Origin of the sequence: Roseivivax marinus, from assembly GCF_900109705.1 — a bacterium.
In the GTDB taxonomy this organism is placed as follows: domain Bacteria; phylum Pseudomonadota; class Alphaproteobacteria; order Rhodobacterales; family Rhodobacteraceae; genus Roseivivax; species Roseivivax marinus.
In genome coordinates this window covers 520,174-545,681 of sequence record NZ_FOAI01000001.1, presented here as the reverse complement: position 1 = coordinate 545,681, position 25,508 = coordinate 520,174, and the positions used below count along the sequence as shown (strand labels likewise).

The 25,508-nt window shown below is 61.4% G+C and carries 29 protein-coding genes and 2 pseudogenes; 13 read left to right on the top strand and 18 right to left on the bottom strand.

The genetic code is table 11. The annotated features are described in order from the left end of the window. Positions 1-254: 254 nt before the first annotated feature. Positions 255-740 (bottom strand): signal peptidase II, encoded by a 486-nt coding sequence (gene lspA / locus BMX29_RS02550; RefSeq protein ID WP_092810117.1) that lies wholly within the window; start codon positions 738-740, stop codon positions 255-257. A gap of 5 nt (positions 741-745) precedes the next feature. After that, on the bottom strand, positions 746-1,528 hold the full coding sequence (locus BMX29_RS02545) for a ZIP family metal transporter (protein WP_043843764.1): 783 nt from the start codon (positions 1,526-1,528) through the stop codon (positions 746-748). A gap of 230 nt (positions 1,529-1,758) precedes the next feature. Between BMX29_RS02545 and BMX29_RS02540 the strand changes: the two genes are divergently transcribed. Then, positions 1,759-2,430: a L,D-transpeptidase gene (locus BMX29_RS02540; RefSeq protein WP_092810115.1), complete on the top strand. Its 672-nt coding sequence runs from the start codon at positions 1,759-1,761 to the stop codon at positions 2,428-2,430. Positions 2,431-2,860: 430 nt separating this feature from the next. Here BMX29_RS02540 and BMX29_RS02530 read toward each other — a convergent pair whose 3' ends face one another. The 7 genes from BMX29_RS02530 to BMX29_RS02500 all read right to left on the bottom strand — a co-directional run bounded on the left by BMX29_RS02530 (position 2,861) and on the right by BMX29_RS02500 (position 7,509). Next, complete coding sequence (locus BMX29_RS02530; RefSeq protein WP_092810113.1) at positions 2,861-3,316, bottom strand: DUF411 domain-containing protein; 456 nt, start codon at positions 3,314-3,316, stop codon at positions 2,861-2,863. Between the two features lie 3 nt (positions 3,317-3,319). Next, the gene (locus BMX29_RS02525) at positions 3,320-4,693 is read right to left on the bottom strand and encodes a M23 family metallopeptidase (RefSeq protein ID WP_092810111.1); all 1,374 of its coding nucleotides are present in this window, start codon (positions 4,691-4,693) and stop codon (positions 3,320-3,322) included. Next, positions 4,690-5,319, bottom strand: a complete 630-nt coding sequence (locus BMX29_RS02520) for an SCO family protein (RefSeq protein WP_092810109.1) — start codon at positions 5,317-5,319, stop codon at positions 4,690-4,692. The genes BMX29_RS02525 and BMX29_RS02520 overlap by 4 nt, the downstream gene beginning before the upstream one ends. After that, positions 5,319-5,747: a copper chaperone PCu(A)C gene (locus tag BMX29_RS02515; RefSeq protein ID WP_240094712.1), complete on the bottom strand. Its 429-nt coding sequence runs from the start codon at positions 5,745-5,747 to the stop codon at positions 5,319-5,321. The genes BMX29_RS02520 and BMX29_RS02515 overlap by 1 nt, the downstream gene beginning before the upstream one ends. Before the next feature lie 75 nt (positions 5,748-5,822). Further along, positions 5,823-6,482, bottom strand: coding sequence for a DsbA family protein (locus tag BMX29_RS02510; protein WP_043843752.1), 660 nt, complete (start codon positions 6,480-6,482; stop codon positions 5,823-5,825). After that, complete coding sequence (locus BMX29_RS02505) at positions 6,479-6,904, bottom strand: disulfide bond formation protein B (protein ID WP_043843750.1); 426 nt, start codon at positions 6,902-6,904, stop codon at positions 6,479-6,481. The genes BMX29_RS02510 and BMX29_RS02505 overlap by 4 nt, the downstream gene beginning before the upstream one ends. Continuing rightward, on the bottom strand, positions 6,901-7,509 hold the full coding sequence (locus BMX29_RS02500; RefSeq protein WP_092810105.1) for an SCO family protein: 609 nt from the start codon (positions 7,507-7,509) through the stop codon (positions 6,901-6,903). Before BMX29_RS02500 ends, BMX29_RS02505 begins: the two co-directional genes overlap by 4 nt. A gap of 175 nt (positions 7,510-7,684) precedes the next feature. Here BMX29_RS02500 and BMX29_RS02495 point away from each other — a divergent pair, with 175 nt between their 5' ends. From BMX29_RS02495 to BMX29_RS02480, 4 genes are all read left to right on the top strand, one after another. Beyond that, on the top strand, positions 7,685-8,113 hold the full coding sequence (locus tag BMX29_RS02495) for a MerR family transcriptional regulator (protein WP_043843748.1): 429 nt from the start codon (positions 7,685-7,687) through the stop codon (positions 8,111-8,113). Between the two features lie 3 nt (positions 8,114-8,116). After that, on the top strand, positions 8,117-8,443 hold the full coding sequence (locus BMX29_RS02490) for a YnfA family protein (protein ID WP_092810103.1): 327 nt from the start codon (positions 8,117-8,119) through the stop codon (positions 8,441-8,443). Positions 8,444-8,519: 76 nt separating this feature from the next. Beyond that, on the top strand, positions 8,520-9,254 hold the full coding sequence (locus tag BMX29_RS02485) for a cytochrome c biogenesis CcdA family protein (RefSeq protein WP_092810101.1): 735 nt from the start codon (positions 8,520-8,522) through the stop codon (positions 9,252-9,254). 98 nt (positions 9,255-9,352) lie between these two features. Then, positions 9,353-10,297 carry a cation diffusion facilitator family transporter gene (locus BMX29_RS02480; RefSeq protein ID WP_092810180.1) on the top strand — a complete coding sequence of 315 codons (945 nt, stop codon included), beginning with the start codon at positions 9,353-9,355 and terminating at the stop codon, positions 10,295-10,297. An 86-nt stretch (positions 10,298-10,383) separates the two neighbouring features. On the opposite strand, the pseudogene BMX29_RS19485 reads toward BMX29_RS02480, so the two are convergent. Next, positions 10,384-10,585 (bottom strand): annotated as a pseudogene (locus BMX29_RS19485) (YnfA family protein); the annotation flags it as partial. A gap of 110 nt (positions 10,586-10,695) precedes the next feature. Here BMX29_RS19485 and BMX29_RS02470 point away from each other — a divergent pair. From BMX29_RS02470 to BMX29_RS02450, 7 genes and pseudogenes are all read left to right on the top strand, one after another. Next, positions 10,696-12,984 (top strand): heavy metal translocating P-type ATPase, encoded by a 2,289-nt coding sequence (locus BMX29_RS02470; protein ID WP_092810099.1) that lies wholly within the window; start codon positions 10,696-10,698, stop codon positions 12,982-12,984. 13 nt (positions 12,985-12,997) lie between these two features. After that, positions 12,998-13,465, top strand: a complete 468-nt coding sequence (locus BMX29_RS02465) for a DUF411 domain-containing protein (RefSeq protein ID WP_092810097.1) — start codon at positions 12,998-13,000, stop codon at positions 13,463-13,465. A gap of 1,126 nt (positions 13,466-14,591) precedes the next feature. Beyond that, positions 14,592-15,176 carry an ABC-three component system protein gene (locus tag BMX29_RS02460; protein ID WP_092810095.1) on the top strand — a complete coding sequence of 195 codons (585 nt, stop codon included), beginning with the start codon at positions 14,592-14,594 and terminating at the stop codon, positions 15,174-15,176. Further along, on the top strand, positions 15,173-15,694 hold the full coding sequence (locus tag BMX29_RS18745) for an ABC-three component system middle component 5 (RefSeq protein ID WP_139196909.1): 522 nt from the start codon (positions 15,173-15,175) through the stop codon (positions 15,692-15,694). Before BMX29_RS02460 ends, BMX29_RS18745 begins: the two co-directional genes overlap by 4 nt. Then, positions 15,681-17,585, top strand: a complete 1,905-nt coding sequence (locus BMX29_RS02455) for an AAA family ATPase (protein ID WP_092810093.1) — start codon at positions 15,681-15,683, stop codon at positions 17,583-17,585. Before BMX29_RS18745 ends, BMX29_RS02455 begins: the two co-directional genes overlap by 14 nt. 152 nt (positions 17,586-17,737) lie before the next feature. Next, positions 17,738-17,818 (top strand): annotated as a pseudogene (locus BMX29_RS19840) (IS5/IS1182 family transposase); the annotation flags it as partial. Between the two features lie 50 nt (positions 17,819-17,868). After that, positions 17,869-18,069: a hypothetical protein gene (locus tag BMX29_RS02450; RefSeq protein ID WP_092810091.1), complete on the top strand. Its 201-nt coding sequence runs from the start codon at positions 17,869-17,871 to the stop codon at positions 18,067-18,069. A 268-nt stretch (positions 18,070-18,337) separates the two neighbouring features. Here the strand turns inward: BMX29_RS02450 and BMX29_RS19100 are convergent, their stop codons facing one another. The 8 genes from BMX29_RS19100 to BMX29_RS02415 all read right to left on the bottom strand — a co-directional run bounded on the left by BMX29_RS19100 (position 18,338) and on the right by BMX29_RS02415 (position 23,553). Then, on the bottom strand, positions 18,338-18,580 hold the full coding sequence (locus tag BMX29_RS19100) for a FitA-like ribbon-helix-helix domain-containing protein (protein WP_092810089.1): 243 nt from the start codon (positions 18,578-18,580) through the stop codon (positions 18,338-18,340). Positions 18,581-18,738: 158 nt separating this feature from the next. Continuing rightward, a complete protein-coding gene (locus tag BMX29_RS02440) occupies positions 18,739-18,921 on the bottom strand; it encodes a hypothetical protein (protein WP_092810087.1) in 183 nt (60 codons plus the stop codon). Positions 18,922-18,994: 73 nt separating this feature from the next. Next, positions 18,995-20,005, bottom strand: a complete 1,011-nt coding sequence (locus BMX29_RS02435) for a TrbL/VirB6 family protein (protein WP_092810085.1) — start codon at positions 20,003-20,005, stop codon at positions 18,995-18,997. Continuing rightward, a complete protein-coding gene (locus tag BMX29_RS02430; RefSeq protein WP_092810083.1) occupies positions 20,005-20,412 on the bottom strand; it encodes a hypothetical protein in 408 nt (135 codons plus the stop codon). Before BMX29_RS02430 ends, BMX29_RS02435 begins: the two co-directional genes overlap by 1 nt. Before the next feature lie 71 nt (positions 20,413-20,483). Further along, the gene (locus tag BMX29_RS18735; protein ID WP_139196907.1) at positions 20,484-20,786 is read right to left on the bottom strand and encodes a hypothetical protein; all 303 of its coding nucleotides are present in this window, start codon (positions 20,784-20,786) and stop codon (positions 20,484-20,486) included. After that, a complete protein-coding gene (locus BMX29_RS02425; protein ID WP_092810081.1) occupies positions 20,770-22,314 on the bottom strand; it encodes a relaxase/mobilization nuclease domain-containing protein in 1,545 nt (514 codons plus the stop codon). The genes BMX29_RS18735 and BMX29_RS02425 overlap by 17 nt, the downstream gene beginning before the upstream one ends. After that, the gene (locus BMX29_RS19835; protein ID WP_092810079.1) at positions 22,308-22,748 is read right to left on the bottom strand and encodes a MobC family plasmid mobilization relaxosome protein; all 441 of its coding nucleotides are present in this window, start codon (positions 22,746-22,748) and stop codon (positions 22,308-22,310) included. Before BMX29_RS19835 ends, BMX29_RS02425 begins: the two co-directional genes overlap by 7 nt. Before the next feature lie 19 nt (positions 22,749-22,767). After that, positions 22,768-23,553, bottom strand: coding sequence for a helix-turn-helix domain-containing protein (locus tag BMX29_RS02415; RefSeq protein ID WP_092810077.1), 786 nt, complete (start codon positions 23,551-23,553; stop codon positions 22,768-22,770). Positions 23,554-24,075: 522 nt separating this feature from the next. On the opposite strand from BMX29_RS02415, the gene kynU reads away from it, so the two are divergent. After that, complete coding sequence (gene kynU / locus BMX29_RS02410; protein WP_092810075.1) at positions 24,076-25,263, top strand: kynureninase; 1,188 nt, start codon at positions 24,076-24,078, stop codon at positions 25,261-25,263. Positions 25,264-25,508 lie beyond the last annotated feature (245 nt).

Genomic DNA, 25,508 nt, shown 5'->3' with positions numbered 1-25,508 from the left:
GATATAAGGTTTCGTGCCAAGCTGGTCTCCATCGCAGATGCCAGCTTGAATCATGCCCTACGCCCGAGGGGAATCCCTTTTGTCAACACGACCTAGCAAAAACAATGCGCCGTAGGCGGCGGGACCGAGTGCGAGGATCGAAAAGGGAGGTAGCGTCAAAACCGCTGCAGCACCCGCCATGAAAGCCCCGACGCCATGTGGCAGAACCGAATGACGGATGATGTGTTTTGAACCAACCCGCATGAGACGTTTGATCAAGTGGCCTCGTTCTGTCCCCGGAGGTGGCGACGGGGCCAGAACAGAAGCACCACCACGCCGAAGAAGATTGCGGTATCGGCGAGGTTGAAGGCGGGCCAGTGCGACTCACCGATGTAGAAGTCGAGAAAGTCTGTCACGCCGCCGAACCGCACCCTATCCGCCACGTTGCCAATCGCGCCGCCGAGGATGAGCCCGTATCCCACGGCATCACTTGACCGTTCAGTCCGGAATGCGAGGACCGCAAGCCACGCGGCGATGACCAAGGCGAGCGCCACCAGTATGAAGGGGGACACGTCGCTGAGCATGCCGAAGCTGACACCGGAGTTGCGATGAAGGACGAGGTTGAAGCCGGGGAAGACGCCGAGACCGCCGGCAAGGGCTTCGGCATTGGCGCTGGCCAGCGCCTTCGTTGCCTGATCGGTTACGAATGCCGCAACAGCGATGCAGCCTGCAACAGCTGAGGCAAAGGTGGGACGCTTCATTGCTCTCATCCCAGCCAGACGTCGAGGAACAGCATCAGGACCAGACCAACGGCCAAGCCAAGCGTCGCACGGTTCTGATGCCCGCTGCGATGCGTTTCGGGAATGATCTCGTGGCTGATGACGTAGAGCATCGCGCCCGCGGCGAAGGCGAGACCCCAAGGCAGGAGCGGTTGTGACAACGTGATGATTCCGGCGCCGAGAAGCCCGCCGATCGGCTCGACGAGACCAGTCAGGGCGGCGATGCCCCATGCACGGAACTTCGGGTAGCCCTCGCCGAGGAGCGACACGGCAACCGCCAGCCCCTCGGGTGCATTCTGCAGCCCGATACCGATAGCGAGCGGCAGGCCGCCGGAAAGCCCGTCCGCACCGAAACCCACGCCGACGGCAAGGCCTTCAGGGAAATTGTGGATCGTGATCGCGATGATGAAGAGCCAGACGCGCCTGAGCGACGCGGCTTCTGGTCCCTCTCTTCCCGTCCTGAAGTGCTCGTGCGGCAAGCGCTCGTTCATCAGCGCAACCGCCCCCATGCCGAGCAGGATCGAGATGCAGACGATTAGCGCCGGCATGGCACCATTCTCGAACATCGGCTCGGCCGCATCGAGCGCAGGAATGATCAGTGAGAAGAACGACGCCGCCAGCATCACACCAGCTGCGAAGCCGAGCGCCATGTCCCGCGTGGCACGCGACGGGACCCTGCCAAAGAGCACAGGGACCGCCCCGACCGCGGTCATCAGACCGGCGGCGAGGCTGCCAAGGAAGCCGAGCGCGATCGGAGACAACTCGATCATGGGCGCTCCTGATAAAACACTGAAATCGAATGAGATGGCGAGGCGCGCATCCCGCGGCCCCGAAATCCCTGCACGACGGACCAGCTCGCGAAGCAATGTTCGGCTGTGACCTGTTGCGATGTCACACCCATGTGACCGAGCAAGACATTCGGTGATGTCTTGTCTATTCTTGCCAACGGCTTCCCAGGAAGCTCTGAAAAACCAAAGACTTCCGGGAGTGACCCATCGCAATGCTCACAAGACGCCATTTTATCACCACGACCGCCGCGATGTTCTCCGCACCAATCGCCGGACCCACTTTTGCTAACTCGTGGCCGACGGAGGCGCAGAAGGCCGCCTGGGACGCGCAGGTGACGCCTGCGAACTACGACCCGGCCACGACGAATCCTTGGGGTCTGCACCCGCGACTGCTGCCGCAGCGAGTCGAGGCGCGGCCCGGTCTCGTGCCCGGCGACATCCATGTCGATGCCACCGCACGCTATCTCTACCATATCGAGCCCGGCGGTACGGCAATGCGGTACGGCGTGGCAATCGGTGAGGGTGGGCTCTACGAGCCGGGCACCTACACGATCCGCCGGAAGGTGAGGTGGCCGCACTGGACGCCCACGCAGAACATGATCCGCCGAGAGCCGGAAGCCTACGCGCAATATGAGGACGGGATGGAGCCTGGCCCCGAGAACGCGCTCGGGTCGCGGGCGCTCTATCTCTATGTCGGTGATCGCGACACCTACCTCCGGATCCATGGCACACCCTATCCACGCTCTATTGGCTCCCGCTCGAGCTCGGGATGTGTGCGCATGGTCATGCCCCATATCAACGACCTCTATGAGCAGGTCGAAACCGGCGTGACAGCCGTCCTCTATCCGGCTGAAAACGACGGTCCCGTGACGGCGCATAGTTGATCGCCTTGCGAGCCCACGCGAACGGCGGTTGGGATAGTCTCCCACGTCCCTCCCGGCCCACGGGGGCTGAAGGCACCGCCGGTCATTCAGGGTCGCCCGCCGTGAGGGTACTAAACACATCCTGTCAGCTCGCAGCCTGCGCCCCACGCTCTGTGCAGATCGGGCGCCCTTCCGGAGTGCGGAGTGGCAGCATTGTTGTCTCAACCGGCCCGACATGGCGGTACCAGTAGCAGCCGTCTTGTGGCCGCAGTTCTACGGTTTGCACATTTTGATATGGGGCGGCCATGGCGCTCAAATGAGCCATCATCTCATCCGAGATCCCCGGCTCCGGTTGAGGAGTCTGGCCAACAGGAATGGTGCAGGCTCCGAGCGTAAGCAGGCCCGCGAACAGAAGGGTTGCCTTGCCGGTGGTGTGCGCTTGCGGCATTAATCAGTTTCCTTTGTAGCTTGCGAAGACCTTGGTCGAACCGGCATCGCTTATAAGAAAGATATCGTAGGCTTCCCGTCTCTGGCCGAAATCCATGCCGGGGGAATCGAGAGGCATCTTCGGTACGGCCAGGTCGACGCCTTCCGGACGTTCCTCCGGAAGGCGGCGAATGTCGCTCGCCGGCACGTGTCCCTCGATCACGTAGCTATCCACGAGCGCCGTGTGGCAGGATACCATCCGCTGCGACACGGCATTGTCGAACTTGAAGCGAATGAGCCCGCCACCGAACATGTCCTGTCCGGTCGGCGCGAAGCCGTTCTCTTTCAGATGCTCCATCCATGCGAGGCAGCATCCACAGCCGTTGGTCTTGCGCACGTCAATCGAGGTCGCTTCTGCCAAAACCTCGGCGGCAGGAAAAAGGGCGATGGCAGTCGTCACCGCGGTGCTCAGCTTTCCCATCGGTCAGAGCCTTTCGCTGGTGTTGGATGCAAGATCGCTAGCGAGCGCGTCCTCTAAGCGCGCACGCGCTTCAGCCAGCCGGTCCAGGCCTGCGTTGCCCTGAGCTTCGCCCTCGACCGCTTCCGACAGCCGCTCGTCAGAAAGTGGATCGGTCGGACGGCCTTCCACGCGCACCTCGTAATGTAAATTCGGTCCTGTCGCCGTTCCGGTCGCCCCCACCCGTCCGATAGTGTCGCCGGCCGTGACGCGCTGACCTTCTGCGAGGCCATCGGGCACAGCGCTCAGATGTGCATAGCGAGTCATGGTCTCCGTGCCGTGAGCGATTTCGACAACGCGCCCGTAGCCGCCCCGACGTCCGATGAAGGCTATGCGCCCCGGCGCCGTCGCGCGCACCGACGTTCCGCGCGGTGCCGCGAAATCGACGCCGGTATGCATGCGCTCATTGCCGTAGATGGGGTGCTTTCGCCGACCAAAGACGGAGCTAAGCCGAGCCCCCTTAACTGGCTCAGCGAAGACGCGAATCACTTCGCCGTTGAGGTACATCGTGGCGCGACCCGTGCCGTCCTCGGGCCAAACAACCTCGTAGAGTGCGTCCCCCAGATCGAGCGAAGCGAAGGCGATCTTGGGTTGTCCTATGGTATCGCCTTCGACACGCGCCTCGCGCCACAGAAGGCGAAGGGTCTCGCCCCCGCCGAGGTCACGGCGGAAATCCACCGTACCCCCCAACATCTGCGCCAGATCGACCGCGAAACGCGAGGGTATCCCGGAGTCTTCCAGCGCGGCGAAGATCGAACTCTCTATCCTGGTCGTTCCGGCCAACACCACGATCTCGGGCTCGGGGGACACGACGCGGGTCGAGAGCGTATCGCCGAACGTCGCTTCGACCCGCACGCCCTCGTCCACATCGAGCGCCACGCGGCGTGGACTGCCATTGGCGGACATCTCCACTGTCAGAACGTGGCCAGGACGCAGGCGACGCAGATCGTATTCTGCGGAGATCGCCAGCGACGTCTCCGCACGGTCCGGCCCGGTGAGGCCGGCTTCGGCGAGTAGGCCGTCGAGCGTATCCCCAGAGGCGATTTCACGAGCCCATACGGCGAGGGGCGGCTTGATCACAGGCAAGGGAGCATTCGCCGCCGCTGCGGTCGGGAGAGCCGGAGCTGAAGCACTGGTAGGCGAAGCTGAAACCGCGGACACAGCGTGGGGCACCACCAGGTTCGCCTCCACAGGCGATGTGAAAGGCTCGGGGCGCCAGCGGCCAGCCTCGGTCAAACCCGATGGTACCGGCTCGTTCGCCGCCACACTGGACAAGGCAATTGCCGTTACCGAGACGCCGCCCGCCATCGCCAATGCGGCCGCCCAATATCCCAACCTCATGTTGCCCCCTCTGCGTCTTTTTCATTCATTGCACGACGGATTTTCGGAACCGCGAATTCTCTCGGTTCGTGGTAGTCGATAGTGGTCACGAAGCGTCCCTCGGCGTCGAACAGGAAGACGCTCGCCGTGTGGTTCATGGTGTAGTCGCCGCTGTCAGTCGGGACCTTTTCGTAGGTCGCGCGGAAACCCTCGACCGCCAGAGCAATCTGCTCCTCCGGACCGGTCCAGCCACGGATCGCCGGGTGGAAATAGCCGACGTACTCCGCCATCGCATCGACATTGTCCCGCTCCGGATCGACGGTGATGAAGACAACGTTCAGTTGTTCAGCATCCCTTCCCAAGGCGTCCAGCCAACCGGAAATGTCTGCAAGCGTCGTCGGGCACACATCCGGACAGTAAGTAAAGCCGAAGAAGACCATTGAGGGCGACCCGACCAGCGTATCCGGTCCAACCGGACGTCCTTCGTGATCGGTGAGGTCGAACTCCATCGCGGTGAGCGGCAACGGCCGTCCGTCGTCCGGTACAGGCGCTCCGGGGCCGTCGACCTGCCACCAGCCGACGAATAGAGCGAGCCCGAGCACACCGAGCGCCGCGGCACCGTAGCCGAGAACTGATCTGCTCTGCATCAATCCTCCGGCCCGCGCGCTGCGATCCCGAGGATCGGCACCTCGACCGTCGTCTCTCCGCCATCGGAGAATGTCAGCGTCAACGGAAAGGTCTCGCCCTCTTCCATCGGGCGCTGAAGCTGCATCAGCATGGCATGCAGGCCGCCGGGCTCGAACGCGACGGTCTCGCCAGGTGCAATGACAATCTGGCCCGCCGGAGACATCGAGCTCACACCCTGCTCGTCCGTCGCGGTCCGGTGAACTTCGGGCAGCATGGCGAGGTCTGTCCGGAGCCCGGTCAACGTGACCGGCTCGTCACCCGCATTGTGGACTTCCATATAAGCTGCGCCGGGGCGGGAGGTGCCGATCGAGGCCCGCGCCCAGGCGTTCTCGACGACGACATCGGCGGAGCCGGCCATTGCCGACGTCGCAAGCATGAACGGCAGCATCAGGACTGAGCACGCGGCGTGGATGGTGTATTTCATTGCAGCTCCTTCTCGATTCTCGATTGCGCGCCCGTCGGATCAGCTTCCGGCGGCCGCGACTTCCGACGCGACCAGCGCCCGGAGTTGCGCCTCTCCGAATGGATCAAGCGGCTTGCCGTTGACGAAGAAGGTCGGCGTCCCGCTCACGCCGACGGTCTCGACGTCTGCTCGGTCCTGGTTGAGTATGCCGATGACGTCAGGAGCCATCATCTGCGTCTCTGCGGCTTCAGCATCTAGACCCGCCGTGGCGGCGACCTCGAGGATCAGCCCCGGTTCCGGCGCGCCATGCGACGCCCAGCGGGGTTGCTCGCGCAGGATGGCCTCCAAAACGGGCTCATAGACATCCTGCATCCGGGCGGCTTCCAGGACGCGAATGGCCTCTTCGGAGGCTTCCCCGTGGAACGGGGTGTAGCGGATCGCGAGACGGACGGCATCGCCATGCTCAGCCATGATGTCCTTCACCACGGGATAGAAGGCACGGCAGGCCTCGCAGGCCGGATCGAAGAACTCGACGATGGTGACCGGCGCCTGTTCCGGTCCCAGGATCGGCGAATAGGGGCGCAATAGGGCCTCCGCCTGTTCCGCCGGAACCGACGCGGTCTGCGCTACTGGCGCGGGACGAGTGGCGAACCAGGCAGCGAGCGCGAAGCCGGCGAGGGCAAGCACTAGGACTGACAGGACGAGTGTTTTTCGGTTCATGAATGTGATTCCTTCAAGGAAAGCGTCGACAGCCCGACGACCAGCACGAAGGCGATGAGCGACAGAAACGGGATCGGGATGCCGAGAACCAACTGGTTGACGTCGGTACACGAAGGACCGATCGCTGTGCAGGGCTGGATCGGTTCGGGAACGAGACCGACGTAGAGACCCGAGTGCCAGAGCGCGATCGCTGCTCCGCCAAGGCCGAGAGCCACGCCGTAACGCCCGACGCGGCGGTCCTGCCACCACAGCCCGAGACCCAGAACGACGGCCAGCGGGAACATGAACGCGCGCTGGTACCAACACAGAAGGCACGGCATCTGACCCAGCACCTCGCCGATGAACAGGACGGCGAGCGATGCAGCCAGCGCCACGATCCATGCAGCGGTGAGTGCTGTATCGGCGGAAACTCTCGGTTTCATCTGGTGATCCGTTTCCGCAGATCGGCGAGGATCTCCTCGGCTGGCGTCCCATAGCTCCAGGTCGTGACGAGGCCCGCATCTGGACCGAACAGAAACAGGTGTGACGTGTGGCTCATCGTGTAACCGCCCGGCGCGGAGGCCTCCTCGATTTTCTCGTAGAAGATGGGGAAGTTCTCGGCCGTTCGTTCGATCTGGTCGGACGTTCCGGTCAGGCCGAGAATGCCAGCATTAAAAACCGGCACATAGTCGGCAAGGTTCTCCGGCGTATCGCGCTCGGGGTCGATCGAGATGAAGAGCGGCTGAACCTGCTCCGCGTTCTCCCCCAGACCGTCCATGACCGCGGCAACCTCGGAAAGGGTGGTCGGGCAGATATCCGGGCAATTGGCGAAACCGAAGAAGATCAGCATCCACTCGCCCGCAAAATCCTCCTGGGTGCGGACCATCCCCCTGTGGTCGGTCAGCTCGAAATCCGCTCGGAAAACGGGTTCCGTCTCGGTGCGCGCACGATCGGCACGATAATCCGCCCAGAGAAGAAGCCAGACCAATGCCAAGGCTGCAACGCCCACCGACGCCCAAAGCACTTTTCGAAGGAGTGTCAGCGTCACGTAAACCGCCTGCCTGCCGTTTTTGATAACGGCGCGGATACATCCTCTAGCCACTGGAGGTTCAACTACTTTCGTCGCGGCTGCCGCACTTTGTCACATGCATGTGAAAGCCATGTCGTCGTTGCCAAAGCGGCCCATCAAATCTACCACGACTGTACGTTTTATGGAGGCGTAGATGCTCACGATCGGCAGCTTGGCGAAGAAGACCGGCACCAAGGTGCAGACCATCCGCTACTACGAGCAGATCGAACTCATGCCCGAGCCGGGCCGGACCGAAGGCGGGCAGCGGCGCTATGGCGATGCCGAGCTCGACCGGCTGTCCTTCATCCGCCATTCGCGCCAGCTTGGCTTTTCGCTCGATGCCATTCGGGAACTGCTGGACCTCGGCGACCATCCCAACCGGCCCTGCCATGAGGCCGATGCGATCGCGCGGCGGCAATTGAAGCAGGTGGAGCGGCGGATCGCTCGGCTCGAGGCGCTGCGCACGGAGCTGAATCGGATGGTGCACGAATGCAGCGGCGGGCGGACGGCCGATTGCCGCGTGCTCGAGGTTCTGCGGGATCACTCCGCATGCCTGACCGACCACGACGAGATCGGGGCGTGAGGCATGGGCGCGGCGATCGTCTATCCTCTGGCCGCGTTGGCCGAGATCGCCGGTTGCTTCGCCATCTGGGCATGGTGGCGCCTCGGGACCTCGCCGCTCTGGTTGGCCCCGGGTCTTATTGCGCTTGCGCTCTTCGGGTGGTTACTCGCCCAAGTCGAGGCCACCGCGGCGGGGCGCGCTTTTGCGGCCTACGGGGGCGTCTATATCGCGGCTTCGGTTCTCTGGATGTGGCTGATCGAAGGACAGCGGCCAGACAGGTGGGATGTGATCGGCACCGCAATCTGCCTTGTCGGGGCAGCGATCATCCTGGCGGCGCCGCGCCAGGTCTAGGAGCTTCTCCTGAAGCTAAACCCGTCGTAGCCCTTCAAAGCCCGTTCGACTGAGGTGCAGGAAAGGCGGTAACTGAATGTTCGAAATCTCCGGTGTGGGAGTCATCGCAGCCTTTTTGGGCGGGACGGTCTCGTTTCTGTCACCCTGCGTTCTGCCACTGGCTCCAGGATATATATCCTATATCGCGGGGCAACCTGCTCCGGCATCGGGAACGGCGACAGCCATCGGCGACCGGGTGCGCAGTGTGATCCTGAGCCTCTGGTTCGTGCTCGGGTTCTCCACGGTCTTCGTGGCGCTCGGGGCCGGGGCAAGCCTTTTGGGCGGAATGCTGCTGCGCTGGAAATACGAACTGGGTCTTGCGGGGGGCGCTCTAATCGTACTTTTCGGGCTGGTGATGATGGGGGCGATCCGGGTCCCCGCGATGATGCGCGACACAAGGCCCGATGTCGCAACGAAAGGCGGCAACGCGGTGGGGGCGTATCTTCTGGGCCTCGCCTTTGCCTTTGGTTGGACGCCCTGCATCGGGCCAGTGCTCGGCTCGATCCTCGCGGTGAGCGCGACATCGGACGCGGATGGCGTGGCGCTTCTAGCCATCTATTCCGTGGGTCTGGGCGTGCCGTTCCTGCTGATCGCGCTCTTTACCAATGAAATCGCGGGCAAACTCAAACGGATCGGCGCGACAGGCCGGTGGCTCTATCGCATCGCGGGCGGGCTGATGGTGCTGATGGGGATCGGAGTGATGACCGGTCAGATCAACCGTCTGGCCTTTTGGTTGCTCGAAACCTTCCCGGTCCTTGGCAGCATCGGATAGCCGAAGGCCCAAGGTCTCGGTCGAAAGTAGTTAAAGGCATTGAAGCTACAGCCACTATAGCAACTAAATTGCTCCTCGACCGATTCGAGGAGCTTTCCGTGCCGCACGATCATAGCCATGCTCATATCGACCCAAAATCCGGCGATCGCCGCGTGTCTGTCGCGATCTGGGCCAACGGACTTCTGACCGTCGCGCAGATCGTCGGCGGGATCCTTTCGGGCAGCCTGGCGCTGATCGCTGACGCGCTACACAATTTCTCGGACATGGCGTCGCTTGTGATCGCCTTCGCCGCGCGCAAAATCGCGCGGCGACCGGCGGATGAGCGCATGACCTTTGGCTACGGCCGGATCGAGATCGTCGCCGCGCTGATCAACTACACCACGCTTATTCTGATAGGTTTCTACCTGATCTACGAGGGCGGCATGCGGATGATCGACCCACCAGAGGTTCAAGGCTGGACGGTCGTGATCCTGGGCGGTGTCGCACTGGTCGTGGACACCCTTACCGCGCTGCTGACCTATTCCATGCAAAAGGGCAGCGTGAACATTCGCGCCTTGTTCCTGCACAACCTCTCCGATGCGCTCGCGTCGGTCGCTGTGATCGTCGGCGGATCGCTCATCATTCTCTATGACCTGCGTTGGGTCGACCCGGCGATCACGATCGGGATCGCTCTCTACATTCTATATCTAGCCTTCACCGAGATAGGCGGCCCGATCCGAACGCTGATGCTGGGCAGCCCGCCTGACCTCGATTGCGAGAGTGTCATAGACACAATGCGCGGCACAGAGGGGGTGGCCGACGTCCACCACGTCCATCTGTGGCAGATGCAAGAGCACCAAGTCGCACTCGATTGCCATGTCGTCCTGACGGGGAAAGGCTGGGAGAACATCGAGTCAACCAAGAAGCGCATCAAGGACACGCTACAGGATCGCTTCGGCATTGCTCATTCGAGTCTCGAGTTCGAGCATGAGGATTGTGCCCATGAGGATGCCGATCTCTTTGGGCACGGCACGGCTAACGAACATGTCGGGCATTCGCACTGACGTTGATTGCCGTCACATGGTCCATTGCAAGACCCGACCGTCGCGTCTGGCCGCCGCAGACCTTTGGGCCGACGGTATGGGTCGTAGGCGGCGAGATAGACGCTGTCATAGGCAGTATAGGCCCGACCGGCAAGATCGGTGTCGACCTGCGCGAGCAGCCAGCCGAACGCAGCAAGGCTTGCAAGTCCCGGTAATAGCCAGAGGTTTGAGGCACCACGCCCAGATGGCGAAGCAACCGGCAATCTTGGCGAGTGCAGCGATGGGATAGATAAGACCGCCGCTCCAGATAAAGCTCGGAAATCGTTCGAGTTTAGTGAAATTGCTATTTGCCCTTGAACCTACAGCGGCTGTAGGTCGTATATCGAGTTCCGATCGAGGACTCACCACGGAGAGCCATCATGGCAGACGTAAGCGCAGGCCACCGCGAGTGGCGCGTGACGGGCATGGATTGCGGATCATGCGCCGCCAAGGTACGCGGCGCGGTCGAGCGCCTGCCTGGCGTCGAGGATGTCGATGTGGCTCTCATGGCCGAGCGGCTGCGACTGACGCTCGATGAGACGCAGACACCGCCCGAGAGCATCGAGGAGGCCGTGCGCGGCGTCGGCTTCGGCATCGCGCCCAAAGGCGCGCGACCGGTAAAGCCCAAGGGCGGTTTCGTCCTGCCGGATGGCGCGTTTCCAGATGCTGCGGAGAGCTCGGAGACAGACAGCGAGACGGGGGACATGGACGAGCCGGCCGACGACGCGCCGAGTTCTTGGATGAAATCCTCCAAGGGTCGTCTGGTGCTCGGCACCGGCGCATTGCTCGCGGCGGCTTGGGCGTCCCGTCTCGTCCTCCCGGCAGAGATCGCCCACTGGGCGTTCGTCCTGGCAACGCTGGTCGGGATATTGCCCGTGGCGCAGCGCGCCTTCGCCATGACGCGGGCCGGCATGCCCTTCACCATCGAGATGCTGATGACCATCGCCGCTGGCGGAGCGCTGATAATCGGTGAGCCGGAAGAGGCCGCGCTGGTCGTCTTCCTCTTCGCCGTGGGAGAGCTTCTCGAAGGTGTGTCGGCGGGCAAGGCGCGCGACAGCATCCGGGCGCTCTCGAAGCTCGTGCCCAAGACGGCGCGGCTCGAAGTGGGCAGCAAAACGCGTGAAGTCGCGGCAGAGGAACTCCAGGTTGGCCAGATCGTGCAGGTCCGCCCCGGCGACCGCGTGCCCTGCGACGGCGAGGTGATGAGTGGCACGTCCGGTGTCGACGAGAGCCCTGTAACGGGCGAGAGTGTCCCGATCCTCAAGGAGCCGGGCGCGGAGGTCTTCGCGGGGTCGATCAATGCCGAAGCGCTCCTGCGCGTGCGGGTCACGAAGACGGCCGAGGACAACACCATCGCCCGCATTGTCCGTCTCGTGGAAGAGGCCGAGAGCGCCCGCGCGCCGACGGAGCGCTTCATCGACCGGTTCAGCCGCATCTACATGCCCGCCGTCGTGGGGGCCGCGCTCCTGGTGGCAGTCGTCCCGCCTCTGGCCTTCGGCCTCGCATGGGGCGAATGGGTCTACCGCGCGCTGGCGCTGCTGCTGATCGGCTGTCCCTGTGCGCTGGTCATCTCGGTGCCCGCATCCATCACCTCGGCGCTTTCCACCGGTGCGCGCAACGGCCTGCTGATGAAGGGCGGGGCGGTGATCGAGGCGACCGCCCGCACCACCCGTGTCGCCTTCGACAAGACCGGAACGCTCACGCACGGCAAGCCTCGCGTGACGGATGTCGCAGTGCTGAGCGGACGCGAAGAAGACCTCTTGGCGCTCGCCGCCGGCGTCGAGAGCGGCGCGAGCCACCCGCTCGGCCAGGCGATCTGCGCCGAGGCCGAGCGGCGAGGCGTCGACGCGGCGGCGGCGACCGGCGGCCGCGCGCTCCCCGGCAAAGGTGCGGAGGCGTCCATCGAGGGCGCGACCGTCTGCGTGGGCTCGCCGCGGCTGGCGGACGAGCGCGGTGCGCTCAAGGACGACCTCCGGACTCGCGTGTCGGCGCTGGAAGCCGACGGCAAGACGGTGGTCATCGTGCTCTGCGATGACGTGCCCATGGGCCTCATCGCGCTGCGGGACGAGCCGCGCGCCGATGCGGCGGACGCAGTCACGCAGCTGCGTAAGCTTGGCATCACTTCAGTCATGCTGACTGGGGACAACCCACGCACGGCCCAGGCCATCGCCGAAGGGCTCGGGATCGAGCATCGCTCGGAGCTCATGCCGGAAGACAAGGTGACGGCGATCCGCGACCTGACGGCGGATGCCCGCGTGATGATGATCGGCGACGGGATCAACGATGCGCCCGCGCTCGCCGCCGCGCATGTCGGCGTTGCCATGGGCTCGGGCACCGATGTCGCGCTGGAGACGGCGGACGCGGCGATCCTGCGCAACCGGGTGACGGACGTGCCTGCCAAGATCCGCCTCGCGCGCGCGACCATGAGCAATATCCACCAGAACATCGCGATTGCGCTCGGGCTCAAGGCAGTCTTCCTCGTAACTACCGTGCTCGGGATCACCGGCCTCTGGATCGCGATCCTCGCCGATACCGGCGCCACGGTGCTGGTCACGATGAACGCTCTCCGGCTGTTGTTCTTCCGGCCGAGCGGCGCGCCTGAATCCAAGGAACGCGTCAGTCCTACCACTGAGGAGCCACGCTCCGATCACTCAGCCGCGACGACCTGACAAGGAGACACGGATGATCCTCACCCGCCGCGCCATGATAGCCTCCGCCGCGAGCTTTGCCGCGACAGCGCCGACCGCCGGTCTGACCCAGGTGCCTCTCTCGATCCACGTCCTGAAAGATCCGAACTGTGGGTGCTGCACCGCCTGGATCGAGATCCTGAAGGAGGACGGCTTTTCCGTCACCACGGAGCGCAGCTTCGGCACCCTCCTGATCCGGCACAAGCTCGAGAACGGCATCCCCCAGAACATGACCTCCTGTCATACCGGCGAGGTCGAGGGCTACATGATCGAGGGACACGTGCCGGCGAGCGACATTCGAAGACTGCTTTCCGAGCGCCCCGATGCCGTCGGTCTCGCCGTGCCCGGCATGCCTTACGGATCACCGGGCATGGGACCGGAAGACCAACGAGAAGCCTACGATGTGTTCCTGATCCGCAAGAATGGAAGCACGGAAATCTTTTCAAGCTACGAGGCTGCCTGAGGGCACGAGGATCGCCGTCAAGCCGCTGCGCATTTCCACACCGCGCAGTTGCATCGAAGGCCCGGAAAGTCCGACATCGGCGGCGCTGCGGCGAGGCGCAGCGAATGGTGGGTTTCGGTTTCTGGATCTGGTGCAGCCTTGAACGACCGCTTACGTGATGTGCGCTGTGGCGCAGAACCCCGCTTGCTGCGGCTGCGAGCAACTCCATCGTCATGCTGCAACTGCATCGGTTGGTCGCCAAATGACCAAAAAGTCCGCATTGTGAGCCTTCGCCTGTCCCACGTCCAAGGTGCGGTCTGGGTCGGAAATGCTCGACGGTTGGGTCGGGATTGCTTGCCACGGCACGCTGTCACAACCCAGAAAACCGCAGCTTGGAGTCGCTTTCGCTCGACGTTCGACAGAGTACCACGGCGCGGACCATCCCGGTCTCGCTCGCGTAAGCGAGAATGTCAGTCAGGCTATCCTGCAGGCTGCGACCATCTTGAAGTGTGCATCGAGGTCTGGGACAGCGATTGTGCCTCCTGAATGGACAAGAGCGGACCAGACGGCCTGGATCTGTTTGCGCCGAAGCTCCGGCTACTCGATTTTTATCCAACGGCGCTTCGACGGCGGGAAGCTCGGCTTCCGCCTGCCATTCAGTGGCAGGTCACGCCCGAGCCGCGCCGCGGGAGGCCAATCTATGTTCAAGCAGTGCAGCTAGGGCTCACGACCGCCTCAAAGGCCGGCATACGCAGATTACAGCGCAGCCACGACCACGCTGCGCAGGACCCGAATATGTGCTAGGTCGGACAGCGGTGGTCGAATGAAGGCTCCAACCAATCTACTTGCGGATCCAGCTCTTAATCGTTTTACCTACGCGTCAAGGGTGACCGCTAATCGCCTATGAGCTACTCCTACTGGCTGGCGGTGGATCGAGACATGACGGGGGGACGATGCAGTATCTCAGTGAGATCATTTGCGGCGTAATAGGCGCGATTTCAGGCTCATTACTTACAATTACCTACACCAAAATATCTGCCTCCCGAGGTGGGAGGAACATAAATCAGAGCAGATCGACAGTTAAGGGGGACCAAATCGCCGGAAACAAAACCACGACTAGTAGAAAATGACGCCACCGAACGCCCCGATGAATACCGACCAGTCCAAATCTGACGTTGAAGGCGATCAAATAGCTGGAAACAAGATCGAGTACGGTCCAGTTACTATCAACAATCATCCAATGCCGGATACGTTTAGCGCGAATGCGCTTGAGACGCTCGCTGCGAAACTTACAGAAGAAAAGCTCAGCGAGAATGTAACGGATAGCATAATTGACAGCCTCAATTATTATAAGAGGCGCCGCACGTCTACAGATGGCATCGTCGGGTTGGAAGCGAAGTTGGATAAGGGCGGCCGGGACGAAGACTATGATGAGGCTCTTGAACAGAAAGTTCTTTTTGAGCGCCTCCTCGAAGAATGGTCATATTACGTGAGCGCGCAGGAGATATTTGCTCATTTGCTTTCGCGAATTAACAGAAAATTTAGGAGCCAAGTATTCCCTCATGTCAGCGTCCTGCCGAAACATATAATTGACGACATGGTGGATAAGAATATTCTTGAACCCGCCATCATGGAATGCAGTGCGGTCCAAGAGTTTCACGTGAACTACGACGTAGCGCTAGGTATGTATTACTGGCTTGCCGATCAGTGCTTCGTGCGGTGGCATCAATGACCCAACTTTCCTATCAAGCGGCTTTTGATCCATATCATGCGGTGTTTCGCGCGCTTCGCCTTAGAGGTACTTGCTGGGCCGAAAGCGCAGTACACTTTGACAAACTCCGAATACTAGATTTTTATCTAACCTTTCCATTTTTTTTAAAAGATATGAGACTCAAGCGTACGGACTCTTGGATCCGTCGAGTTTCAAAACAGTATGACGGCCAGAAACCGTTCGCAAAGCTACCTGACGGGACAACGCTAGTCAGACGGATGGAGCCATACCAGCTCGCTGCGGTTCAGGCGCTCACCCGTCATGGATATGCCAGAAAAGACCAATGGGATCAGAGATATGTCCAGGCGTCATCGCAAACATTGCCTGAGGAACTGAGCGCTCGGGTTAAGGGCCTAAATAACGAAAATCAGGATTTGATGAGTGCCCTGAGAGAATTATCGGCGAACTACGAATTGCTCGGCCCCGATGGTTTGAAAGATCGCAGCGAGCTTCTGGAGTATCGATATGACGCTGTATAAGCCAACGCTTGTCCTGAAGAGGCTACGTGTCGAAAAGTCCTCACATCCGGCCTATGATGAGAAATTCTCCGACGGAGTGAACATCATTCGAGGAGCTAACTCTTCTGGAAAATCGACCATAATGAACATGATCTATTATGCTCTCGGTGGCGATTTATCCAAATGGAGTAAAGAAGCGCTGCTTTGCGACCAAGTTCTCGCAGAAGTGGAAATAAACGGGCACGTTGGCACTCTACGTAGGGAGATTAGTGAGCAGCAAGGAAGACCAATGGAGATCATTGGTGCCGATATGGACTCCGCGCTAAACTCACCGATTGGAAATTGGAGCCGGTATCCGTACTCCAGGTCATCAAAAGAGAGCTTTTCGCAGGTCCTATTTCGCCTGATGGAGATTCCCGAAGCCGCCGGCGAAGCGACAGGTAATCTAACCATGCATCAAATCCTTCGTCTAACTTACTCGGACCAACTAAGCCCGGCGGAAAGTTTGTTCAGATATGATGGACGCTGGGATAGCCCGGTAATTCGCGACGCGGTAGGGCGCCTTATGTGTGGTGCGCATGAGACCAAAATTTTTGAGAACCAGTTACGCCTACGAGAACTAAAGAAGCAGTACGATACACTTGATGGACGTTACGCGGCTTTTTTGTCGGCTTACGGAGTCGAAGGGGAGCCATTGACCATGGAATGGGTGCAGCTTCAAAAGGAAAATTATTCACGAGACTTAGACAAGTTATCAAGCAAAATAATGTCAGTTGAGAAGCAACAACTGACGGCAGACGAGGACGAAATATCTCTATCCGAGCAGAACGAGCTATACGCTGAGCTCCAGACCCAACTGAATATTCTTAACGAGGCCCAGGACGAGCGAGATCGCCTATCCATCACGGCACTGGACTTGCGTCGGTATATTGAAAGCCAGCGCGAAAAACTGCGGTCAATTCAAGATGCTCAAGTCGTGTCAGAGTCTTTTGGAGCTATTCATTTTGACGCCTGCCCGGTGTGTCTTGAGCCGATCGTCGATACGCCGGAGCATGCTTGCCATCTTTGCAAAACTCCAGTTGACCCAAATCAGCGCCGGGGGCAGTTTTTCAACATGGTAAATGAGATATCAATTCAAATAAAACAGGCAGAACAGGTCCTGAAAAGGAAAGATGAGGAACTCGACCAAGCCACAGCAGCTGTTGAGACTGCTCGTAAAAATTGGAATGACGCGTCGCGACGCTTCGCAATGGTCAAGTCGCGCCCCACATCGGCCACGCAAGCCGAACTTCGCGAGCTTTATCGAGAAAAAGGATACATCGAACGGCAGCTCGAAGATCAAGAACGAATGGAAAGTATCGTATCCAGAATTTCATCGGCTTCTTCCGAGAAGGAAAGGGTATCAATTGAAATAGAAAAGCTTGAGAACGAAAATACGGCACTTGCGAAAGCGCAGGAAGATACGCTTAAGAGTGCCTACACCTCCATCTCCGATAACATTAAAACATTCTTGAAGGCCGACCTACCACGTCAAGATTCATTCAAGGACCCAGAAACAGTAGACTTCGACTTTGGCTCGAACAGAATAAGCGTTGACGGAAATGTTTACTTTTCTGCTAGTTCTCGAGTTATTCTAAAAAGTAGTTTCTTCTTGGGGTTCCTTATGGCAGCGGCAGAGAATAGTTACTTTCGCCACCCTCGCTTCTGCTTAATAGACACCATAGAGGACAAAGGGATGGAGGAAGTTCGCAGTAAAAACTTCCAAAGAACAATTGTTGAGATTGCACGGCAACATCCCGTTAAGCACCAGATCATCTTTGCCACGTCCATGATCGATGAGAGTCTGGACACCGAAGACTATACGGTCGGGAAGTTCTCCACTTTGGACAGCCACACGCTTGAGTTGGGCTGAAACGCACCGCTTTCAGATTGAGCGGCCATGGGCACGCAGACAAAGCAAGTGCGGCTTACAACGTCGGTGCGCGAAGCCGCAGAGCTTAGGCTCAAGACCCATTGATCAGGACGGCGCTGCGTGATTCAGCCTTCGTCAGAAGGAGGCTGACGATGAGCGATCTTTACTGGTTGAGCGATGCACAGATGGAGCGGTTGCGGCCCGACTTTCCGAAGTCGCATGGTCCACACCGCTGATCAGGGCCTTCCTAAGGCGGCGGCTTTGCCGCATACTCGGACGAAAGATGATCATCTGCGATTACCATATGACAAACGATGCGATAGCAGCCGAATTCGCTCAGCTGAACATGCGCCTCGATCGAATCGAAACGCATATGGTCACAAAATCGAGCGTCTACGCGGCAGTCCGTCGGGGTGTCGCCACTGCCGCCGTCACGATCATCGTATCCGTTGCATTCCTGTACACGGTCGGAGGCTTAGGCTGAAGTTGAGCGGGGCTTCTTCCGGGGGCCGATATTTCTTCCGCCCGGAGATCGCATGCCGAGCTCTCAAAGCACGGGGGCTCAGGAACGCTAGGAAATGGCCGAATGCCGACGCCTCGTTGCCTCCGCAGCGTTCTGACCAATCGCCAGGTTCACCAAGCTTTAATTCGGCTCGTATGTCAGACCAATGCGCCCGATACGTGTTATATTACGTGGCGAGGAGGGCCATGGCTTCACCGGGCTGCGCTAGTTGTATTCCTATTTGGGGGCCTTAGTCTCCCAGGCGGCTTTCCTCATCTATGAACTTGTTTCGAGGCACTTCCAGGTCGCTTCCATAAATACCTCTAAAGCGGGCACGGAGGTGCTGCCCGAAGCCATTCTGAGCTTGCAAGGCGACCTCATTGGCCAAAATCGATACCGCTTCTGCCTCAAGGCTTCTCCTGTTCCTCTCTGCCCGCTTTTCCAATTGGGCGAGCAATTCGTCCGGAATATCGCAAAGCGTCAATACTGGCATTCGGCACTCCTCTCGCATCGCATCGCAGACCTCAGACCTCAGACCTCAGACCTCAGACCTCAGACCTCAGACCTCAGACCTCAGACCTCAGACCTCAGACCTCAGACCTCAGACCGAGCGAGCATTGAGGCAAGGTGCAAGTCCGTCCTTATGCCTCACTAGAGAAGTCGGTCGATCAGGATGAGGCCGAAGGCGACGCATAGCCCCAGTGGGATGCAGATTGCCATGGCGATGACCGTCGATCGATACGGTCGTGCTTGCAGCCGCGCTGTCTCCTCCACCAGTTCGCGCGTCGTCCGCTGGAAGAGACGGTGTAGCTTTCTTTGCTCTTCGGTGTCCATGATCTGGCCTCCTGTTCAAAGGCTACTTCAGACAGTGTATTGGATCAGAACATGCCCGCGGGTCGGGGGATACTCATGCATTTCCCAGCCGCTTGTTACGTTCCATCGTGCGCGCGACCCGGGAAGCCGTGCTGGTCTGGCTGCTCCGCTGGGATGCAGCGGCACTCGTGCCGCTGCTTCCTCCCCCAGGCCCCTCCGGCTGCGGTTTGGGCCGCGGCGCTTGCGCCGCGCCGCGGGCGAGGCCCGTGGCCAATGAACCAGCCGCGGCCGCCGCCAGACCCGCATTGATGTCGCCCGACAGCGTACGAACGATCGCCGGGATGAACAGCACCATGACGAGCGACAGAAGCATTACAGCGAGGAAAGGTATGGCCGCGCCAATGTGTGTGATCGAGGTGGCGTCTCCAAGCCTGGTCTGCATCACCGATACGAGACCGAATACCAGCGAGAAGATCGAAGCGATGACGAGTGGGTAGAGCGACCAGCTCAACAACGCAGAGAGCCACCGTTTGAAGTAGTCATGGGTTACCTGGAAGAGAGAGCAGGCGATCATGACCGGTGCGAGCCCAATTAAGAGCGCCATGACCATCTTGGCCAAGACCAGGACTACTGCGGCGATGCCGCCAAGCACAGCCAAGAAGCCGGTCATCAACACGTCCATCAGCGCGCCAGTCATCCAGTTCAGGTTCTGACCTATGGCATTCGCGTAGTTTGAAAGCTCCGCGATCATGTCGTCGAACTGAGCGGCGTAGCCCCCAGTGGCCGACTGCCCCGTGATCGAGGCCACGATGCTGCCGGCGATCGCTTCGATGCTTTCGGTAATCGCCGTAGAGACTTCGCTGAAGCGTACCCAGTCCATAGCAAACATGCCGATGAGCGTGATCTTGAACAGCAGCTTCAACACTTCGGCGGAGTCCATCGGCCGTATCTGAAGGGCCATGTTGATAAACAGCAGCACGATCGCCAAGGTGCTTGCGATCATGATGGTGCTTCCAACCGCTCCGGCGACAGCGGCAAATTGCGAAGCTGCAACAGTGGCAAGCGCTTGGTCTGCAGCTTCGGTGATGAAGGTTACAACGCCCATCACGCACCTCCTTCGCAGAGTTTCCGCACCTCGGTGGTCAGCCCGTTGATCTTAGGAAAGAAGTTCTTGGCCGCCCATGCCTGTAGCTCGGGCCTATCCGCCTCAAAAACGCCGATCTCGGCCGCTGCCGCGTCGATGCTCGTCCAGTCAGGATGCAGGAGGTCGCAGGTGCAGGTATCTGCCTCGACAACCTTTTGATGGCGCGTAAGGCCGTAGAGCCGGTCTGCCGCCACTGAGCGCCAAGCATCCTTGAAAGTGGTGAAGGTATAGCGCTCAGGCCGCGGTAGGATGGAGCAGCCGAATGCATCGACCTTTGGAGACTCGACACTGTTGCTGAAGCCGGTCTGTGCGTGCAGCGGCCCTACGCTCGCTGCGGCGACTAAGACCATCAGGCTCAATTTCTTCATGGGAACCTCGCTGGACAAAACGGGCTGCGCGCTTGCTTTGTTGGGAGCGCGCGCAGTCGAGCTGCGTCAGATCACCAGGTGAACTGGCAACTCTTCAGGTGATGATCGAGCCGCGCCTGACACCATCCGGCGTAGGCCTCACGGTCGCCAAGCTCGTAAAAGACGAACTCAAGACCATGGCGGAACTCGGGACTGGCTGACGTCGAAATGCGCCAGATTTGCTGGCCAAGCTGGTAGCGGTAAAGTGGTGACCAGCCGGTGCGACGCCCAATGAGCACCCCCAGGCGCTCAAGCGCATAGGTCTCCGGTGTATTCGGCCCCCAAGCGTAGGACCACGGCAAAGGAGGTTGCGGCGCCTCAATGGGTATGTCCACGATCACTCTCCTTCAGGCTCTGTTCAGCCGCTTCTCGGCGGCTTTCGCTGCTTCCAAGCTTTTCGCGAAGTCCTTCGAGGCCTGTGCGTAGCTCATCTCGTCGGTCAGCCAGCCAGCCAACGCTCCGCTCAAGGCGATCTGAGAGTCCAAGAGCGCGTTCACGCACGCGACCAAGCCATCCAGTCGCGGCTCGATCTTGCCGCTCAAGTGTGTCTCGCAGTCGCGCAACGCCTTCGCGGAGTCCTGCGAGGCTTTCGTCAGCTGCTCGACGTAGCCAAGCAGCTCGTTCTCCATGGCCGTCATCGCCATCGATCATTCCTCCTCGATGTGGATGCAGGGTTGACTTGCCCCCGCGATGGTGCAGGTCCTCAGCTGCGCCCGACGGTTCGGCAGCAGCAGGAACGTCCCGTTCGGACGGCTGACCTCCTCGATCCCATGGCGAGAGAAGAGGAAGCTCTTCCGGCTCCACTCCGTGCTCGCGACGCCCATCCCGAAGGCCGTCACCGCCATCAGGAAGATCGCCGTCGCCGTCAGTATCGAGCGCCGCCGGGACGGCATCGCGCGCATCGCTTCCCGCGTGAGCCGGCGCCTCAGCATCGTCTCGAATGACTTGATATCGCTCTCGATTGTAGACCGCGCGTCGCTCGCAATGCTGTTGATATCGCTCCTCAAGCTCTCCAACTGTGAGTGCATCAAGTCGGCGTGGCTCTTCCTGATCTCGTCCAGTTCCGCCGTCAGTTGCTCGCTCAACCGATGGCTCCGCGCGCCACTCTTCATGGAAAATCTCCCCCCGTAGCCGCCAGCGTTCGTCGGTCTCCGGGTCCTTGACGGTGATGTATTGCTTGCCTGCACGCGGCACCTCGAAGCCGACCTCCTGCAGGCGATCCAAAAGCCCGGGGCGATCCTCGATCAGACCCATAGAAATCTGATCGAGGATCCAGCCGTGCAGTTCGTCGCGCCCCGCGACCCGGTCTGGCGCTTCCGTAACGTGCTGCACTTCCTGCTGACGTGACCGTTCAAGCGGATCGGCCCAGCCATGCTGCTTGTTGGCCAAGTCCCGCAGGCTGTCGAAGGCGCGTTCATAGCCCGGCGGCGCGATGTTCAGGCTGCGTCCGGATTCCAGCTCCATGCGCGGCGTGCAGAAGTGAAGCTCGACGCGCTCCTCGTGCGTGTGCCGAACCCACAGGCAGGCATACTGGTCATGGTCGAGCCCGGCGAATGCCAGCTCTTCGAACCGATCCATGATCTCCCGCTGTTCCTCATCTGAGGGCGCATCCTGGCTGGCAAAGCTGATGACCCCGGCGCGATAGCTCAACTTGTGCGGGCAAGCGTCGATCAGGTCGATCATTTGATCCGCGTTACCGCGCAGCACATCCGGCAGCGGATTGCGTACCACGGTCTCCGGCTTGCCTTCGGCGTCCCGGATAAGGTCGCGGTTCTCATCGTAGGCGAGCACGGTCCGCGCGGTCAGATACTCGATGGGGCCAGAGCCCCCGCCGCGACCGTTGGGGAAGAACTGGATCAGCACGACCGGTCCTCCCGCTCGACGGCAAGGAGATCATCGAGCTGGCGCTCGATGATCACGAGCCGGGCCGCGACATCGACCGCTTCGATCTCGCTCATCCGTCCGGAGCGCGCGGCGGTGTTCAACCAACGGGCAACCTGGTTCAGGTTGCCGCCGATGCGCGACACCGCGCGGAGCAGCGCCGGATCGGCCTTGGGCACCGGCCGCGGCCGCCGCGCCTGCGCGCCGGTCATGGCGTCGCGCAGGAGGGTCGCCACCGGCCGCCCCGCAGCGTCCGCCTTGGCCCGCAGTGCCGCCTTCTCAGCCGCGGTGCACCGAAACACGAAGGTTTCGGAGCGCGGCTCCTTGGCGCGGGCTTTGCTCGCGCCGGTGGGGTTCGAAGGGGAGGCGTGCCTCCCCTCGCAAGGCCCCGTGGCAGGAGCGTCAGCGTATGACATGGGTCGCCTTGCTCCCTGCTCAGACTGCATAGCGATGCTCCGTTTCGTGAGACGTCGCGCGGATTAAGTCTCGCAGAGTATGCAGCTGCTCCTGCCACTCAGGACTTCCCATCGGGGCTGGTGTGCGGGCCGGGAGCCAAAAGCCCAGATGATGCCCATGCGGTGAAAGGGGCAGGCTGCGTTCAAGCGAGGTCATCCCCTCCCCGGACAACCGATCATCCCAATCCCGGACAAAGCAGATGCCCCTCGGCACAAAGATCAGTTGCCGGCCACCCGAACGCGATCCGACGGATTGCCCGTCATTGGGCGAATCCGGCTTGGGCGAGCTCGCCCGTTCTTTCCTAAGTTCTTGTTCTCTGTTCGGGGGACATTCCTGTCCTCCTTCGCTGGACAACTCTGTCCCGCTTCGCGGACAAGGTTGTCCCCCTTTGGCTCTCGAAAAGGGGACAACCTTGTCCCCCTCCCCGCGTCGGTTTTCCTCCGCTCCACGACGTTCAGCGGCCCTTTTCAAAGCAGCTTCGGTCGGTCGATAGCGCGACGAATTCCCCTTGTTGGTCCCACGCTCTACGGTGATGTACCCCGCAGCCTCGACCTTATTCAGCGCCCGCTTGATCGACTTGGCGTGCTTCCCGATGGCGCCGCCTATGGTCTCAAATGAGGGGTAGCTCTCTCCCGTCTCGTGGTCAGCATGCGCGAGGGCCAGGTACAGCGCTATTCGGAGGGCGTTGTCGTCCAGCTCGTGGTCGGTGACCAGTTCGAGCAGGTACTGGAGCTTGATCTCACAGAAGCGCGGAAGCTCAGCCATGGCGCCCTCCCGCGATTGCGATCATCGGAAGGACTTGATAGTTGAGATGTGCAGACTTTTTGATTTGGCCGTTGACGCGGGTGCCAGCCCAGTCAGCGGCCTTTTTCTTTGCATTGCCATCAAGCCGGTTCGTCAGAGGCCGAAAAAGTCCAATGAACTCAAGGGCCAGATTTTCTTGGTTCGTCAGCGTAAGTCGCTGTTTTTTCAATCTGCGTGCAGTCCTGCACGGCTCACCACTGATCCTCCGATCTGGACTTGTGTGGACGCAGTGTCATTCACCGGAATGGCACCGGCGATTCGTGCATCTCCTTCAAGGTCCTCGCGATCCACGCGCGCCTCGCTGCCGCCTCTCCTTAACAGCCTCGCCGCCGCGTCCCGTCTGGCCTACGCCTCTACGTCGATATACTCCGAAGCGAGAAACGCTCGTCGACGCGCCGGACCGTCAGGGCTTCGCGACCACATGCATGGTCGCGAGAGACCCCGGTTCACGCCAGCTGTCGCCACGCCCCTCGGAGGACCCCGATGACCCTGCCCCGCAAGGACCTGTTTCACCTGCCCGAAGGCGTGATCTATCTCGACGGCAACTCTCTCGGGCCGCTGCCCCGCGCCGCCGTGACGCGCACGGCCGCCGCGCTTGCGGACGAATGGGGCGAGATGCTGATCCGCGGCTGGAACGACGCCGACTGGATCGGCCTGCCCGCCCGCGTGGGCGACCGGATCGGCGCGCTCGTGGGCGCCCCCGCCGGGTCGGTCGTGATGGGCGACACGCTGTCGATCAAGGTCTACCAGGCGCTCGCCGCCGCGCTCGAGATGCGGCCCGACCGGCGTGTGGTGATCTCGGACAGCGGCAACTTCCCCACCGATCTCTACATGGCGCAGGGGCTTCTCGACACGCTCGGACGCGGCCACGAGCTGCGCGTGGTCGCCCCCGAGGACGTCGCGGGCGCGCTGGACGACACCGTCGCCGCGGTGATGCTGACCGAGGTCGACTACCGCACCGGCCGCCGTCACGACATGGGCGCAATCACCCGCGCCGCGCACGACGCCGGCGCGGTGATGATCTGGGACCTCGCGCATTCCGCCGGGGCGCTGCCCGTGGATTTGGCGGGCTGCGGCTGCGAGTTCGCGGTGGGCTGCACCTACAAGTATCTGAACGGCGGCCCCGGCGCGCCGGCCTTCATCTACGTGCGGCCCGACCTCGCCGGCACCGTCAGACCCGCGTTGCAGGGCTGGATGGGCCACGGCGCGCCCTTTGCCTTCGACCTCGACTACCGCCCTGCACCGGGCATCGAACGGATGCGCGTGGGCACCCCGCCGGTCCTGCAGCTGAGCACACTCGAGGCCGCGCTGACGGCATGGGACGGCGTGACGATGGAGGAGGTCCGCGCCGCGTCGGTCGCGCTCATGGAGACCTTCATCGAAGCCGTCGAGCGCCGCTGCACGGGACTTGAACTCGCCAGCCCCCGCGACCCGTCCGCGCGCGGCTCTCAGGTCTCGTTCCGGTTCGCCGAGGGATACGCCGCCATGCGCGCGCTCATAGACCGCGGCGTGATCGGAGACTTCCGCGCGCCGGACATCATGCGATTCGGCTTCACACCGCTATACCTCGACGAGGCGGACGTTCTGGCCGCCGTGGACGTGATCGCCGAGGTGCTGGAGACCGAGGCCTGGCGCGACGCGGCATACCGGACCCAGGCGCGGGTGACCTGAGCGACGGCACGGGGCGGGGCACGCCGGAGCGAGGGCGCTGCCCTCGCGCTACCGGGATACTTTCGCCAGGAAGCAGGGCCCCGCGCGCCCGAGGATTACCCCCGAGACAGAAGGGCGCACACACCGCGCCGCGGCGGGCGTTCGAGGGTCTCGCCCCTCGCCCGAGAAAGATCGCCTGCCGTGCGCGGACAGGACAGCGCGGACGGGCGGGCCGCCGGCGAGAACTTCCCGCTTCGCGCCCCGCG